The 15,496-nt window shown below is 69.7% G+C and carries 14 protein-coding genes and 1 tRNA gene; 11 read left to right on the forward strand and 4 right to left on the reverse strand.

Annotated features, from left to right (window positions below; all coding sequences use genetic code 11):
* Position 1: 1 nt before the first annotated feature.
* The 10 genes from D7X30_RS38670 to uraH all read left to right on the forward strand — a co-directional run bounded on the left by D7X30_RS38670 (position 2) and on the right by uraH (position 10,440).
* Positions 2–1,189: a phosphatase domain-containing protein gene (locus D7X30_RS38670; RefSeq protein ID WP_120568003.1), complete on the forward strand. Its 1,188-nt coding sequence runs from the start codon at positions 2–4 to the stop codon at positions 1,187–1,189.
* Positions 1,190–1,383: 194 nt separating this feature from the next.
* Positions 1,384–2,631 (forward strand): glycosyltransferase family 2 protein, encoded by a 1,248-nt coding sequence (locus D7X30_RS38675; RefSeq protein WP_120568004.1) that lies wholly within the window; start codon positions 1,384–1,386, stop codon positions 2,629–2,631.
* On the forward strand, positions 2,628–3,728 hold the full coding sequence (locus D7X30_RS43745; RefSeq protein WP_120568005.1) for a hypothetical protein: 1,101 nt from the start codon (positions 2,628–2,630) through the stop codon (positions 3,726–3,728). Before D7X30_RS38675 ends, D7X30_RS43745 begins: the two co-directional genes overlap by 4 nt.
* Positions 3,729–3,760: 32 nt before the next feature.
* The gene (locus tag D7X30_RS38685; protein WP_120568006.1) at positions 3,761–4,888 is read left to right on the forward strand and encodes a hypothetical protein; all 1,128 of its coding nucleotides are present in this window, start codon (positions 3,761–3,763) and stop codon (positions 4,886–4,888) included.
* Positions 4,885–5,670 carry a hypothetical protein gene (locus tag D7X30_RS38690; RefSeq protein WP_147443422.1) on the forward strand — a complete coding sequence of 262 codons (786 nt, stop codon included), beginning with the start codon at positions 4,885–4,887 and terminating at the stop codon, positions 5,668–5,670. Before D7X30_RS38685 ends, D7X30_RS38690 begins: the two co-directional genes overlap by 4 nt.
* An 87-nt stretch (positions 5,671–5,757) precedes the next feature.
* Complete coding sequence (locus D7X30_RS38695; RefSeq protein ID WP_120568008.1) at positions 5,758–7,200, forward strand: FAD/NAD(P)-binding protein; 1,443 nt, start codon at positions 5,758–5,760, stop codon at positions 7,198–7,200.
* Positions 7,197–8,543 (forward strand): allantoinase AllB, encoded by a 1,347-nt coding sequence (gene allB, locus D7X30_RS38700; protein WP_120568009.1) that lies wholly within the window; start codon positions 7,197–7,199, stop codon positions 8,541–8,543. Before D7X30_RS38695 ends, allB begins: the two co-directional genes overlap by 4 nt.
* A 27-nt stretch (positions 8,544–8,570) precedes the next feature.
* A complete protein-coding gene (alc, locus tag D7X30_RS38705) occupies positions 8,571–9,593 on the forward strand; it encodes an allantoicase (RefSeq protein WP_120568010.1) in 1,023 nt (340 codons plus the stop codon).
* Complete coding sequence (gene uraD, locus D7X30_RS38710; RefSeq protein WP_120568011.1) at positions 9,590–10,102, forward strand: 2-oxo-4-hydroxy-4-carboxy-5-ureidoimidazoline decarboxylase; 513 nt, start codon at positions 9,590–9,592, stop codon at positions 10,100–10,102. Before alc ends, uraD begins: the two co-directional genes overlap by 4 nt.
* Entirely contained in the window at positions 10,099–10,440 is a 342-nt protein-coding gene (gene uraH, locus D7X30_RS38715) for a hydroxyisourate hydrolase (RefSeq protein WP_120568012.1), read from the forward strand. The genes uraD and uraH overlap by 4 nt, the downstream gene beginning before the upstream one ends.
* A gap of 7 nt (positions 10,441–10,447) precedes the next feature.
* Here the strand turns inward: uraH and D7X30_RS38720 are convergent, their stop codons facing one another.
* Positions 10,448–12,097, reverse strand: a complete 1,650-nt coding sequence (locus D7X30_RS38720; RefSeq protein ID WP_120568013.1) for a Rieske 2Fe-2S domain-containing protein — start codon at positions 12,095–12,097, stop codon at positions 10,448–10,450.
* A gap of 251 nt (positions 12,098–12,348) precedes the next feature.
* Positions 12,349–13,413, reverse strand: coding sequence for a carbohydrate-binding protein (locus D7X30_RS38725; protein WP_120568014.1), 1,065 nt, complete (start codon positions 13,411–13,413; stop codon positions 12,349–12,351).
* 391 nt (positions 13,414–13,804) lie between these two features.
* Here D7X30_RS38725 and D7X30_RS38730 point away from each other — a divergent pair, with 391 nt between their 5' ends.
* Positions 13,805–14,770: a TerC family protein gene (locus D7X30_RS38730; RefSeq protein WP_370052061.1), complete on the forward strand. Its 966-nt coding sequence runs from the start codon at positions 13,805–13,807 to the stop codon at positions 14,768–14,770.
* A 99-nt stretch (positions 14,771–14,869) separates the two neighbouring features.
* Here D7X30_RS38730 and D7X30_RS38735 read toward each other — a convergent pair whose 3' ends face one another.
* The gene (locus D7X30_RS38735; RefSeq protein WP_199724676.1) at positions 14,870–15,160 is read right to left on the reverse strand and encodes a hypothetical protein; all 291 of its coding nucleotides are present in this window, start codon (positions 15,158–15,160) and stop codon (positions 14,870–14,872) included.
* A gap of 236 nt (positions 15,161–15,396) precedes the next feature.
* A tRNA-Val gene (locus tag D7X30_RS38740) sits at positions 15,397–15,468 on the reverse strand.
* Between the last annotated feature and the right edge of the window lie 28 nt (positions 15,469–15,496).

Genomic DNA, 15,496 nt, shown 5'->3' on the forward strand with positions numbered 1-15,496 from the left:
CATGGACCTGACCACCGCGACGACGAAGCTCCAGGCGCTGCGCCGGGACATGACGGGCCACACGGACCGGAACGACGAACGCCGCATCCTGGACCTGCTGGGAGGTGCCACCGGCGAGGAGCTGAACTTCCTCCTGTCCAACGTGGACCTGGTGCGCCTGCTGTCGGACCTGGATGACCGGCGGGTGGGCCCGGACCATCACACGGCGCTGCTGGACCTCCTGTGCACGCGCCGGGCGGCGGAGCTGTCCCTGCCGGTGCGCGCGTCGCTGGCCACCGCGCTCCAGAAGGGCGCGACGCACGCACAGGCGGAAGCGCGGCTGCGCGACCTGTTCCTGGGGCTGAAGGGCCGTGAGCTGACCGGGTTCAAGAACCTGCTGGAGGCGGGCGGCGAGTACCACGACCTGCACAAGCTGGTGTTCGACGACGTGGACGACGTGGCGGTGCGCGCGGAGCTGCTCACCCACTTCCAGCGCGAGGCGGACGCCTTCCCCAGCGGCGAGAACAAGGTCCTGAGCGACATCGACGACACGTTCTTCGCCAACTGGGTGGACAAGCGCTACCCGCCGAAGACGGTGTACCCGGGCGTGCTCGCGTTCTACCAGGAGCTGGACCGGGGGCCGGGCATCATCCCGGGCCGCGCGGGCGACCTCGTCTTCGTGAGCGCGCGCCCGCAGGATCCGCTGGGCCTCATCGAGAACGCGACGCTGGACTCGCTGAGCAAGCGCGGCGTGCCGCTGGCGGTGATGCTCTCCGGCAGCTTCTTCTACCTCGTGGGCAACACGCGCATCGCGCAGAAGAAGTTCGAGAACTTCGAACAGTACGCGCGCCTCTTCCCTGAGTACGGCTTCGTCTTCGTGGGCGACAGCGGCCAGGGCGACGTGGAGTTCGGCGCCCGCATGCGCGAGTCCCTGCCCCAGGCCGTGCGCGCCGTGTTCATCCACGACGTGGTGGCGACGCCGCAGGAGCAGCGCGACAGCTGGCGCGCGAAGCACGTCTTCTTCTTCGACACGTACGTGGGCGCGGCGGTGGACGCGTTCCACGCGGGCGTCATCTCCCGGGACGGCGTGGACCGCATCGCCGCCGCGGCGACCGAATCGCTGGCGGCCATCTCCTTCCCCACCCCGGCCCTGCGCCAGGCGCGGGAGGCGGAGCTGGAGCGCGACCTGGAGCGGATGCGGACGCTCTGAGCCCTCGCTGAAGGCCCGCGCCGCCCGGTTTCCATCACCGGGCGGCCCACCGGTCCCGGACAGTTGGCGGGACGTACGAGGCGCCCCAACCTTCCGTGCGCTTCACAGGGGTGGAGCGGCCGTCTGGGGACGGAAGGAAGGGCTCCGGGAGGTTCCCGGGGCCCTTCCGGGGCGTGAGGGGGCGCGCGGGACCGATGGAACTGTTTCCCATCCATTTGCTGTTCATCGTCGTCTTGATGAACCGCTACATCCTTGGCCCGTTCCTGCGGCGGCTGAAGGGGCGGCGGTTCGAACGGGTGGACGACTCCTACCGCCCGAAGGTCGCCATCGTCGTTCCGCTGTTCAACGAAGGCCAGGGCATCTACCACACGGTCAAGGCGCTGCTGGCCCAGGACTATCCGCACGAGCTGCTGGAGATCATCGTCGTGGATGACTGCTCGCGCGACGACAGCGTCGCGTGGGCCACCAAGGCCGCGGAGGGCCACCCCAACGTCCGGGTGATGCGCAACCCGGAGAACATGGGCAAGCGCAAGGGCATCAACCGGGGCGTCCGCGCCGCGGAGGACGCGGAGATCATCGTCTCCGTGGACTCGGACGTGGTGGTGGAGAAGAGCGCCGTGCGCCAACTCATCCGCCGCTTCGTGCACCCGAATGTCGCCGCGGTGGGCGGGCGCACCTTCGTCATCAACCGTCACCAGAACTGGCTGACGCGGATGATCGAAATCAAGTTCCACTTCGCCCAGAAGTGGCTGAAGGACCTGGAGCGCTCGTTCCGCCAGGTGATGTGCCTGTCCGGTTGCCTGACGGCGTATCGCCGTTCAGTGCTGATGGAGCTGGAGCCCATCCTGGAGTCGCGCGCCATCGCGGGCATCCCCATCAAGTACGGCGAGGACCGCTTCCTCACGCGGCAGATCGTCAAGCACGACTACGAGACGGTCTACACGCTGGACGCGTTCTGCTTCACCGCCGCGCCCTCCACGCTCGCGGGCTACTTCAGCCAGCAGCTGCGCTGGCGGCGCTCCAACCTGGTGGACCTCATCTGCGGCCTGTCGCACGCGTGGCGGCTGCACCCGGTCATCACCGTGCACTACGTGTCGCAGCTGGCGCTGCTGCTGTCGTACCCGGTGGTCATCATCCACAACCTGCTCAACGGAGAGTTCTGGGACATCCTCGCGTTCCACTTCCTGGTGATTGGCCTGTTGGGCTTCATCTACCGGATGGAGACGCGCTACCTGCCGGAGGACCGGCGCGTGCACCCCGTGAGCTTCCTGCCCATGGCGCTGCTCATGCCGGTGACGTACGCGCTCTTCACGCCGCTGGCGCTGCTGACGCTCGACTCCGGGAGCTGGGAGACGCGCGGCAGCCCCACGACGGCGCCAGAGCCCTCCCCCGCTCCCGCGAAGCTCACGTCCAACTCCGCAGGAGAAGGAACCCCGTCATGAACCAGCAGGTCGCCAACCGGATCAACTCCATCGCGGTGTCCGCCTACAAGTTCATGGGGTCGGTGCTGCTGGCGCTGATCCTCCTGGGCCTGATGTCGTTCCTCGTGGTGCAGGGCTTCTTCCTGGCGAGCAACAGCTGGGCCGCGCCCACCATCCTGTCACCCACCGACCCCAACGTGCTGGCGCTCAACGCACAGGCGGCGCAGCAGGAGTCGGAGCGGGACGGGCTGAGGGCCCGGCGGCGCGAAGCGGCGGACCGGCTCCTGGAGGCCGAGCGGACCGTGACCGCGGAGCGGTCCTTCCAGCAGCGCTTCGTGGTGGCGCTGAAGGGAGAGAAGCGCGCCCGCGACCGGCTGGCGAAGCGGCTGTCCACGCTGCGCCAGGAGTACCTGCGCACGGGCGAGGAGATCGCCGAGTCCAACCGCGCGTTCAGCGGCCTGGCCCGCACGCGGACGAACGCGCTCTACGGCGCGAAGCTGATGGAGCGCGAGGACGTGCTCACCACCAACCACCACCTGGCGCAGATGGCGCAGAGCAACCTGTCCCTGGCGCAGGAGACGGTGAACCTGGACATGCGCCTGGACACGCTCCGGCGCGAGCGTGAAGGGCTCACCGCCGCGGAGAACGGCCTGGGCCGCGACGCCGCCGCCGAGGGCCTGACGACGGACACGCTGCTCCTGGAGCGTGAATACACGCAGTCGGTGCTGGCGCTGGCCCGGGCGGACGCGCAGCGCAAGAGCCTGGAGGCGGACGTGCTCGCGCTGGACGACCGCATCCGCCGCTTCGACCACCTGCTCCAGGTGGTGCACGGCTCGCCGTACCTGAAGGCGCTGGAGCAGAACCTCAACGTGGCCTTCGTGCCCTACGAGAACCTGCCCAACGCCCAGGCCGGCACCCCGCTCTACACCTGCGCGCTCAAGATTTTCTGGTGCCGCGAGGTGGGCGTGGTGGGGCCCGTGCTGGAGGGTGAGATCTCCCAGCAGCACCCCATCCGCCAGTACCACTTGAGAGGCGTGATGGTGGAGCTCCAGCTTCGGGATGCGCCGAGCGCGCGAGAGCCTCTGCTTCACCTGGGCCATCCCCCGTTGATGCTGTGAGCCCCGTCGTGAAATCGGAAAGGAAGCGGAGGATGCGGACGAGCCTCGCGAGGGGAGCCCTGCTGGGGCTCGGGTTGTGGGCGGGCGTGGCGCCGGCGGAAGAAGTGGGGACGGTGCGGGCCCGGGGAGACCTCGCGAAGGGCTACTGCGAACGCGTGCGCGGCACCGCGAAGGCGGAGGCCGTACTGGAGCTGGCGCCGGAGGTGTTCGCCAGCGTGGGCGCGGTGAACGCGGGCGACGCGGTGGGAGGCTCGGACGACACGCCCCTGGGTTCTCCCAAGCTGCGCGTCACCGCGGGGCTGGGCTACGACTTCGTGGGCCTGTACCGGGGCCACACGCTGCGCTCGCGCGCGGAGGCCGAGTGCCGCCGCTACCAGGCGCTCGCCGCGCTCCAGAGCGCCGTGGAGCAGGGCTCGCGGTTGGGAGAGGCGGCGGCGCTGGACGCACGCGCCCGGGCGCTGGCCACCTCCCTGCCCCGCGCGGAGGAGCTGGTGGCCCAGCTGCGCGACGACCTGCGCGACGGCGGCGCCACGCTGGAGGAGCTCAACGCGGTGCAGGTGCGGTTGGATCACCTGCGCTCGCTCGCGCGCGACACCGCCCAGGCCCGCGAACGACTGGCGCTCGAACCCGCACTCCCGGAAGGGCAGACCCTGGGCGCGCTGCTCAGCGCCTTCGAGTCCGCGGATGATCAGGTCGAGGTCCTGTCCGGCGGCCTGCGCACAGCGGGCGCGTGGCGCCTGAGCGTGCGCGGCGGCTACGACGAGGTCTTCGACGTGGACCAGAACACGCCCCTCTTCGGCCAGCTCACGCTGGGCTACAACCTGGGCCAGCTGTGGCAGGGCCAGGCCAACGCCCAGGCTCGCGAGGGCCGCCGCCTGGAGTCGCGCGACGCGGTGGACGGAGCGCCCCGGCGGGTGCGCCAGCTCCTGGGCGAACTGCGCATCACCGAGCAGAGCGAGCAGCAGCGGCTGGGCGAGGTGTCCGCGCTGGTGTCCGACCTCCAGGGACAGCTGCGCGAGGTGGAGCAATTGCAGACGCGGCAGGTGCGCCGCTTCCGGGACTACCTGCTGCTGGAGCTGGCGCGACTCCAGGCGGAGCAGGCCTACCTGGGCGCGCATCTGGAGACCCTCCGGGCGCTCCTGGGAGGAAAGGGCTCATGAGCGATGCACGGCAGCGGCGGTGGGTGGCGCTCGGGACGTCTGGCGTGTTGATGCTGTGGGCGGGCGGACTGCTCCTGAGCCACGGCGCCTGTAACAGCGCGAGGAAGCCCATGGAATCCCCCGTGTCCTCCAGCAAGCGCGCGCTGCGCGCCGACCCTCCGCCAACGAAGAACGGACTGGCCCCCGTCACACGGCGGCAGCTGCACGTCACCGAAGGCCAGGTCGTGAACCTCCAGGAGGACGACGAACAGGACGGGACGCACTTCGCCATCGAGGGGCCGCGCCAGCGCGCGGTCGTCCCGGAGACGACGGGGGACGAGGCGGAGCTGCGCTTCACCTGGCTGGGCGCCACCAGCGAGGTGGTTCCGCTGGCTTCGGGCCAGCAGCGCGAACAGGTGGGCCTCAAGCTGCGCGCCCGGGACGGCTGCAACCTCATCTACGCCATGTGGCGCATCGCCCCCTCCGCGGGCATCGTGGTCCAGTTCAAGTCCAACCCGGACGACCACGAGAGCGGCGAGTGCGGCAACGCGGGTTACTCCACCGTGCCGCCGCGCTTCATGGAGCCGTTGGAGCGGCTGTCCCCCGGTGAAGCCCACGTGCTGCGCGCCCGCATCGACGCGAACGTGCTGACCGTATACGCGGACGGCCTGCGCGTCTGGGAGGGATTGCTGCCCGCGGACGCGCTCCGCCTGGAAGGCCCCGCTGGGATGCGCACGGACAACGCGCGCGTGCGCTTCGAGTTGCTCGTGCCCCAGGCGGCCGGCCCCACCTCGCACCTCTGAGGCGGCCGTCCGGAACCAGCCCGACGGGGCGAATGCCTGGGGGGCCCCCTTGCATGGAAGATCCGGGCATGGGTTGCTTGAGGCACGATGCCCGACCGCGACCCGCTGGCTTCGACGTATCGTCCACCGCAGGGACTGGAGGCGTTGGAAGACGCCCTCCGCCGCGACCTGGACATCCTGTCGTACCCCGCCCGCAGCTGGGTGCCGCCGCGCTCCACGCCTGACGGACGTCCCATCCTGGACGTGCTCATCGTGGGCGGAGGCCAGAGCGGGCTGGGCGCCGCGTTCGGGCTGATGCGCGAGCGCGTGACGAACCTGTTGGTTCTGGACGACGGCAGGGACGGCTTCCACGGGCCCTGGAAGACGTTCGCGCGGATGATCACCCTGCGCACGCCCAAGTACCTCACCGGTCCGGACTACAACATCCCCAACCTCTCCTTCCGCGCCTGGTACGAAGCGCAGCACGGCGTGGAGGGCTTCCAGCAGGTGGCCCTCATCCCGAAGGAGCTGTGGGCGGACTACCTCCTCTGGTACCGGCGCGTGCTGGGCATCCCGGTGAAGTGCGGCACCAAGGCGGGCGCGCTGAGCTGGCGCAAGGACCTGGACTGCTTCGAGGTCCCCGCCGCGCACAACGGCGAGACGGAGTTCCTCCTCGCGCGCAAGGTGGTGCTGGCCACCGGCATCGACGGCTCCGGCCGCTGGGAGGCGCCGCCGGAGGTGCAGCCGCTGCCGCGCGCGCTGTGGGCGCACACGCATGACCCCATCGACTTCGCCGCGCTGAAGGGCAAGCGCGTGGGCGTGCTGGGCGCGGGGGCCTCCGCGTTCGACAACGCCTCCGTGGCGCTGGAGACGGGCGCGGGCCAGGTGGACCTGTTCTACCGCCGCAAGAAGCTGCCCAACGTGAACCCCTACCGCTGGGCGGAGTTCGCGGGCTTCCTGCGCCACCACGGCGACCTGCCGGACGCGCAGCGCTGGCGCTTCATCCGGCAGATCCTCGACATGGGCCAACTGCCGCCGCGCGACACCTTCGAGCGCGCCCGCCGCCACCCGCACTTCCACCTGCACGCGGAGAGTCCCTGGGTGGAGGTGAAGGCGCAGGACGGCATGGCCGTGGTGCGCACGCCGCACGCGACGCACGCGTTCGACTTCCTCATCATCGCGTCCGGCTTCACCACGGACCTGTCGCTGCGGCCGGAGCTTCAGGAGCTGCACCCGCACATCGCGCTGTGGAAGGACCGCTTCACGCCGCCGGAGAACGAACGGCACGCGGATCTGCTGCGCCACCCGTACCTGGGCCCCTCCTTCGAGTTCCAGGAGAAGCAGCCCGGCACCGCGCCATGGCTGGGCGGCGTATTCAACTACACCTTCGGGTGCCTGCTCTCGTTGGGCTTCGGCGGTGCCAGCATCTCCGGCATGAAGTACAGCCTGCCCCGCCTGGTGGGCGGCATCACCAAACAGCTCTACCTGGATGACAGCGAGCGCCACTTCCGCGCGCTCGCGGATTACGCGACGACGGAGTTCGAGACGTGAGTGCATCTGTAACCGTGTTTCGCAGCGAGCGCGTGGTGACCCCCGAAGGCACGCGCGCCGCGGCGGTGGTGGTGCGCGACGGGCGCATCGAAGGCATCCACGCGACGGTGGACGTGCCGAAGGACGCGCAGGTGGTGGAGCTGGGCCGGGACGCGCTGTTGCCCGGCATCGTGGACAGCCACGCGCACATCAACGAGCCCGGCCGCACGGACTGGGAAGGCTTCGCCACGGCGACGGCGGCGGCGGCGGCGGGCGGCATCACCACCGTGGTGGACATGCCGCTCAACTCCATCCCCGCGACCACGTCCCTGGCCGCGCTGCGCACCAAGGCGGAGGCCGCGTCCGGCCAGTGCGCCATCGACTACGGCCTGTGGGGCGGCGTCATCCCTGGCAACGCCCACGAGCTCCAGGCGATGGTCGACGCGGGCGCGCCGGGCTTCAAGTGCTTCCTCGTGCACTCGGGCGTGGACGAGTTCCCCGCCGCCACGCGCGACGTGCTGGACGCGGCCATGCCCGTCCTCGCGAAGGCGGGCGTGCCGCTGCTGGTCCACGCGGAGCTGACGGACCATGAGCCGCCCTTCGCGGGCGACGTGCGCGCGTATGCCAGCTACCTCGCGTCCCGTCCGGCCGCGTGGGAGGTGGACGCCATCCGGATGATGATCGACCTGTGCCGCAAGCACCGCGGCCCCGTGCACATCGTCCACCTGTCCGCGGCGGACGCGCTGGACGACATCGCGAAGGCGAAGGCGGAAGGGCTGCCCTTCACGGTGGAGACGTGCCCGCACTACCTCACCTTCACCGCGGAGGAGATCGAAGCCGGCGCCACCCACTTCAAGTGCGCCCCGCCCATCCGCGAGGCGGCCAACCGCGAGCGGCTGTGGGACGCGGTGAAGAGCGGCCTCATCGACCTGGTGGTGTCGGACCACTCGCCCTGCACGCCCGCGCTCAAGAAGCTGGAGGCCGGGGACTTCTCCGGCGCGTGGGGCGGCATCGCCGGGTTGCAGCTCAGCGTGTCCGCGGTGTGGACGGGCATGCGCGCGCACGGCCTGGGCCTGGACGCGCTGGTGGAGCGCATGGCGCACCGCACCGCGAAGCTGGCCGGATTGTCGGGGCGCAAAGGAGCCATCCGGCCGGGGCTGGACGCGGACTTCGTCGTCTTCGCCCCGGAGGCGCGCTTCAAGGTGGCGCCGGAGGACATCCGCCACCGGCACCGGCTGACGCCCTACGCGGGCCGCGAGCTGGAAGGCCGGGTGATGAGGACATACCTGCGCGGCCAGCGTATCTTCGACGCCACCGAGGGACTGACGGGCCCGCGCATCGGCCAGTGGCTGCCGCGCGGATAGGCCCCGGCGGTCCGGGAGAGGACACCGATGCAAGCCGAAGCACCCGGGGCGATGCACGTCGCCTTCGCTGACTTGATTGACCTCGCCGCACGCAAGGTGGGCGGCAAGGCCCTGCTGGCCAACGACGAGTTCTTCGCGCCCAAGGAGTCGATGCTGGAGCCCGGGCGCGGCGTCTTTATCGCTGACAAGTACACGGAGCGCGGCAAGTGGATGGACGGCTGGGAGACGCGCCGCAAGCGCGTGCCCGGCTACGACTGGTGCATCGTGAAGCTGGGCCTGCCCGGCGCCATCCACGGCATCGACGTGGACACCAACCACTTCCTCGGCAACTTCCCCGAGTACGCCTCCCTGGAGGCGTGCGAGGTGGACGGAGACCCGTCGCCGGAGTCGCTGGCGGAGGACGTGTCGCGCTGGACGGAGCTGGTCCCCAAGCAGCGCCTGCGCGGCGGTTCGCGCAACCTCTTCGCGGTGGCGAACGAGCGGCGCTTCACGCACGTGCGCCTCAACATCTACCCGGACGGCGGCGTCGCGCGCCTGCGCGTGCACGGGCAGGTGCTGCCGGACTGGCACGCCCTCAAGAAGGCGGGGCTGGTGGACCTGGCGGCGGCGGCCAACGGCGGCTCCGTCGTCACGTGCAACGATCAGTTCTTCGGCACGAAGGACAACCTCATCTTCCCGGGCCGCGCGGCGAACATGGGCGAGGGCTGGGAGACGCGCCGCAAGCGCGTGCCGGGCTTCGACTGGATCGTCGTGAAGCTGGCCACGGCGGGCACGCTGCGCCGCGCGGAGGTGGACACCCACTACTTCAAGGGCAACTTCCCGGACCGCTGCTCGCTGGAGGGCATCCACCTGGAGGAGCCGCTCCTGGACTTCGCCAACGCGACGCACCTCCAGTGGAAGGAGCTGCTGCCTCAGTCGAAGCTCCAGGCGGACCACTGCCACGTCTTCGAGAAGGAGCTGAAGGACGTGGGCCCCATCACCCACGTGCGCCTCAACATCTTCCCGGACGGCGGCGTCAGCCGGCTGCGCCTCTTCGGGGAGCCGGCGTGACGACGCCGCTGGAGCGCCTGAACACCGCCACGACGCAGGAGGCCACCGAGGCATTCACCCGTTGCTGTGGCAGCACGAAGTGGGTCCAGCGGATGCTGGCCGTCCGCCCGTTCCGGGACGCGGAGCACCTGTACGCGGAGGCCGTGGACGCATGGGCGCGCACGGGGCCGGAGGACTGGAAGGAGGCCTTCACGCACCACCCGCGCATCGGCGACGTGTCGAAGCTGCGGGAGAAGTTCGCCTCCACCGCGCAGTGGTCGTCGCAGGAGCAGAAGGGCGTGGCCGGCGCGAATGAAGGCGTGCTGCAGGCGCTGGCCCAGGGCAACCGGGACTACGAGTCCCGCTACGGCTTCATCTTCCTCATCTGCGCCACCGGCAAGAGCGCCGCGGAGATGCTGGAGCTGCTCCAGGACCGCATGCACAACACCCCGGAAGCGGAGCTGAAGATCGCGGCCGGGGAGCAGGCGAAGATCACCCGCATCCGACTGGAGAAGCTCCTCTCGTCATGAGCACCCTCAGCACGCATGTCCTGGACACGAGCACGGGCCGTCCCGCGGAGGGGCTCTCCCTCACGCTGGAGGCCCGCTCGGGCGAAGAGTTCCGGGAGCTGTCCCGGGGCGTCACCAACGCGGACGGACGGGTGAAGGACCTGTCGGGCGCGAACACGAAGCTTCAGCCCGGCGTGTACCGCCTCACCTTCGACACCGGGGCCTGGTTCCAGGCCCGGGGGCAGCGGGGCTTCTACCCGTACGTGCAGGTCGTGTTCGAGGTCACGGCGACCGACGAGCACTACCACGTCCCGCTGCTCTTGAGCCCCTTCGGCTTCTCCACCTACCGGGGCAGCTGAAGAAGCATCAGACGCGCGGCGGTTCGACGGGCGCCTTGTCCACGACGGGCGCCTTGTCCGCCGCCGGGGCCTTGTCTCCGCCGCGCTCCACCTTCTCCGGCTTGTCCGCGACGGGCTCCGCGCAGAGCGTGGAGTTGTTCGACTTGCACACACCGCCGTTCTGCAGGTCGAACTGCCAGCGGTGGCGCGGGCACACCACGTAGCGGCCCTCCTCCACCCAGCCCTCCGCCAGGTCCGCGCCCTGGTGCGGGCAGAAGCGCTGGATGGTGAAGCGCTTGCCGCCGGCCTCCACCACGGTGCGCTCCTTCTGGGCCTCCGTGGCGCGGATGCCGTCGCAGAACTCGCGGATGTCCTCCACCTCCACGCCCAGGAAGCCGTGCAGCACGGGCTCGTAGACGTCCGGGTTGCGGGACAGGCGCAGGCGGAAGGACAAGAGGAAGTCCTCCCAGTTCAGCTTCCGGTCCAGCACGCGCACGATGTCGCTCGCGCTCACCTTCATCGCGTAGCGGCTCTTGTCGCGCATCTCCGTCACTTCATCCACGCGGCGGCCCTTGAAGTCCACGCGCAACAGCCGCGTGGGCGCCTCCGTCAGCTCCACGTAGAACGGCATGCCCACGCGGTCGTGCAGATCCAACAGGTCCAGCTTGCGCTGCAGCTCCACGCGCAGGCGGCCGTGGATCTCATCCACCTCCTCGCGCATCAGGTTGCGGCGGCGCTCGCGGAAGACGTGGGCCATGTCCTTCGCGTACGTGTGGAGGTACTCCTGGAAGTTCTCCGTCGACACGCGCTCCGGCACCTGGGACACGAACTCCAGCGAGCCCGCGTCCAGCACGTCCCCGGGCATGGGCTCCAGGTAGCGCGTGGGCAGCGTGGGCAGGCGCTTCTCCAGGTAGGAGAAGAGCACGGGCGCGCGCGGGAAGATGCTCACGTCCTGGAAGTTCAGGCTGAAGAGCTCCGGATCCAGGAACGCCGCCGGGCCCGCCGCCGCGATGTACGCGCGGGGCTGCACCACTTCCAACGCGCGCGCCACCGCCTCGAACTTGCTGTCGCGCTTCTTCAGGCTGATGGCCGAGTACGTCTCCCGAGGATACTCGTAACAGGTGGGGTGCCAGATGGCGCCGGAGAACTGGGCGGAGAAGACGTCGATGGGCCCTTCCTCCGCGATGACGCGCGCCAGCCGATCATGCATCTTGCAGTCGTTGATGTTGAGGAAGCACTGCCCGTCGCCGCGCACCATCACGCTGGAGTCGCGGTTGGTGCCCTGCTCGGACACGAAGAGCTTGATGTAGCCGCCCTTGATGGGAATCTCGCGCGAGTCCTCGCACGCGATGACGCGCTTGCAGCCGTACTTCTCGAAGATGTCCCGCAGCTCCGCGCGGCGGAACTTGGGCACCAGCACCGTGAAGTCCCGCTTCGCGATGGTGGCCAGGAACTCCGGGTCGAAGTGATCCTTGTGCTCGTGGCTGATGTAGAGGAAGCGCTCCTTGCCCGGCGTCTCCAGCAGCTCACGCACGCGCGGCGCCAGGTGGTGGTTGCGCGGCAGCTGCATCCACGCGGAGTCGAAGGCCCCCTGGGGCGTCAGCCACGGATCCATGACGACGAGCGCTCCGGCGGTCTCCACCGCGAAGCCCGCATGACCCAGGAAGGTGATCCGCATGAACGTCGTCCCTCGTGTGGAGGGCCCGGCCGGGAGGACCGCGCCCTGGAGTGGCTGTGTACGCGGGCGGCTCGTGGCCCCGGCGTCAGCTAGGCTGCGAAGCTAGGGCGTCTCTTTCCAGCGGCACCCCGGCGCGCCCCTCCTGTCGGAAAGGCCACGCACGTCGCGTCAGGCGGCGAACAAAAAAAGAGGGAGGCCCGCGCGGGGCCCCCCTCTCCTGCTGCCTTCAGGACATGCGGCGTGCGGCCCGCCTAGGGCTGGATCTCCCGGACGCTCAGCCACTTGAAGTCCACGTCCGTGGCGTTGTCCCAGCGGAACGTTGCGATGGGGCCGCCCCAGGTAATGGGCATGGCGCCCACGGAGCCACCGCAGTGCTGGGCGTCCCCGCCCCATTTCCCGTCGTCGGTCATGTCGTAGACCTTGGTCCAGGTGACCTTGTCGGCGTTGTCGTTGAGGTACAGCTCCAGCTTCACCGCGTCCCCGCCCTTCGCACCCGGCACGTTGTGCATGACGGCCTTGAAGCCCACCCAGCGGCCCTTCAGCGCGGAGGTGGCCGGCTTGTAAGGCGCCTGGTCGTAGGACACGTGCCAGGTCTCCTTCTCCCAGCGCACGCGGCCGTCGTAGTGCAGGCCGCCCTTGTAGCTGCTGCCCTCGCAGCCGGAGTTGTTGTCGTTGTGCTTCCCGCCGCGCGCGTACCAGGCGAAGTTGTCCTGGTTGTTGTTCACCGCGTTGACCTTCACGAAGCCGGTCATCTCGATGTTCTTCCAGTCGTTGGCCGCCTGCATGTAGCCACGGCTCGCCAGCACGTCGCGGTCATACGTGGAGATCTGCTTCGCGTCGTAGCCCGAGGCCGGGAAGGCGCTCATGCGCACCTTCGTGCTCTTCATCTTCCAGGAGCCGTCCGCGTTGCGCGTGATGGTGCCCTGGGGATCGAAGCGCTTGTCCGCCGTCGCGTTGTCGGCGAGCGCCCAGGACTCACCGCCCGGCAGTGACGGGTACAGCATCGTCACGCCGAAGCCGTCCATACCCGAAGGAGCGGGGGCCGGCGTGTCCTCCGGCGGAGCGGTGGGCGTGGGCGTGGGCGTGGGCGCAGTGGGGTCCGGCGGGGCCTCCGTCTCCGAGGGGACGGGCTCCGGCGTGCCCTCCGGCTCGGGGGCCGGCGTGGGCGTGGCAGGGACGCCAGGGGCGGGACTGGGCGCGGGGGTGCTCACCTCGTCGGTCGGGGGCGTCGTGTCGCCTTCGGGGCTCGCGCCACAACCAAAAGCATGAAGCGCCAGCAGCAGCGCGCTGGACGTGAAGACAAATCGGTTCCGCATCGGGCAGGGGGTTTCCGTGCACGGGGGCCCTCGAGACGGGCAACGGCCGCGACGCCTTCGCCGGCGGCCTCGTCACCCACGCTCCACGCCTCCGGGCGCACGTGCCACGGGCGGTTCGAGCGCTCGGCTGGTCTCAACGGCCCGGTGAAAGCGTTCTCCAGCCGGGGTCTTTCAAACCGCGGAGGAAGTGAACACTTCCCCTGGCGACAAGGGCCGCCAGAGCCCCCGGCGGGACGCCTGCCTCCGGTGATACTTCCGTTTTCCCGAAGTATCGCGTCCGGATTCTCTATTTGCCGAAGATAGCCCGCCCTCCTATTTGAGAGGGGTTGGCTCCCCGTGCCTTTCCCAGGTGAACGTCTTGGAATCATTCCAAACCATCGGCAGCCCCATCATGTGGGGCGGCTTCATCGCATTTGTCTTCGCGATGCTCGCGCTGGACCTGGGTGTGTTCCACCGCAAGGCTCACACGGTGAGCTTCAAGGAGGCCGGGGCCTGGAGCGCGGTGTGGGTGAGCCTGTCGCTGGTGTTCAACGCCTTCCTGTGGTGGCGCTACGGCGCCGGGCCGGGCATGGAGTTCCTCACCGGCTACCTCATCGAGAAGTCGCTCTCCGTCGACAACATCTTCGTCTTCGTCGTCATCTTCTCCACGATGAAGGTCCCGGCCCTGTACCAGCACCGGGTCCTCTTCTGGGGCATCCTGAGCGCGCTGGTGTTGCGCGCGGCGATGATCTTCGCGGGCGTGGCGATGCTGGAGCGCTTCCACTGGCTCATCTACGTCTTCGGCGCCTTCCTCATCATCACGGGCGTGAAGCTCTTCATCCAGCGCAACCACGAGGAGCACCCGGAGGACGGCTGGCTGATGCGCACCGCCCGGCGGGTCATCCCGTCCACGCCGCACTTCGACGGGCAGCACTTCCTCACGGTGGAGAACGGCCGCAAGCTGGCGACGCCGCTGCTGATGGCGCTGATGCTGGTGGAGGCGTCCGACGTGCTCTTCGCGCTGGACTCCATCCCCGCCATCTTCGCGGTGACGCGCGACCCGTTCATCGTCTTCACGTCGAACATCTTCGCCATCCTGGGCCTGCGCTCGCTCTTCTTCCTGATGGCCGGGGCGATGGAGAAGTTCACCTACCTGAAGGTCGGCCTGTCCGGCGTGCTCGTCTTCGTGGGCGCGAAGATGGCGCTGGTGGACGTGGTGCACCTGTCCCCGGCCGTCTCCCTGGGCGTCATCGCGCTGGTGCTGGGCGGCAGCATCGTGGCCTCGCTGGTGAAGGCCCGGAACACGCCTCCGCACGCGCCCAACGGTGAGGCGACATCAGACGTGAGCCGCGACGCGGCGGCTCCCGCGAAGAGCTGACGCTCCCGCGGAACCAGACTTTTTCCGGCTGTGGGTCCCATGGGGTGTGGGGCTCCGGGCCCGGGCCCTCGAAGCACATGGGGGCTCGGGCCTCTTTTTTCAGTGGGCTCTTGAGAGCTCCATGAACTCCAGCCAGGAGCGGATGGCGTCCTCGAACTCCTCCAGGGGCAGATCCTGGGAGCGGCCGGGGATGGCCACCTCGCTGTGGATGGAGGCCCGGGCCCGGTTGAGCTCCACGCTCCAGGTCTCCCCGGTGACGTCCCACCGCTCCCGCTGTCCCTGCCGCAGCGCCGCCAGCTCGCGCAGCATCCCCTGCGCCCGGTTCGCATCCGGCCGCAGCTCCTGGACGAGGTAGTCCGCCAGCACGTCGTCGGGCGGCAGGCCACTCACGACCGCCCGTCCCTGCTGATCCCACGTGAATCGCAATGTCCTGGGCACGGCCGTGAAGGTCGCACAGACCGCGGATCGCCGGCCACGCCCCGCCCCCGCCGATTGCGCCGGAACCCGACACTGCGGCCCGGCCGCGTGCGGCAGCCAACGGGCGGCTCCGCCCGGCGAACGGCGACTGTCAGGAGGTGGAAAAGCGAAAGGCCGTGAGCCCCTGAGGACTCACGGCCTTTCTTGAGTGGGCGCGGCAGGTTTCGAACCTGCGACCCCTGCCGTGTGAAGGCAGTGCTCTACCGCTGAGCTACGCGCCCTGCTGTCTGTGCCGCCCGCCGCGCGACC

The organism is Corallococcus sp. AB011P, from assembly GCF_003611605.1.
Classification (GTDB): Bacteria; Myxococcota; Myxococcia; order Myxococcales; family Myxococcaceae; genus Corallococcus; species Corallococcus coralloides.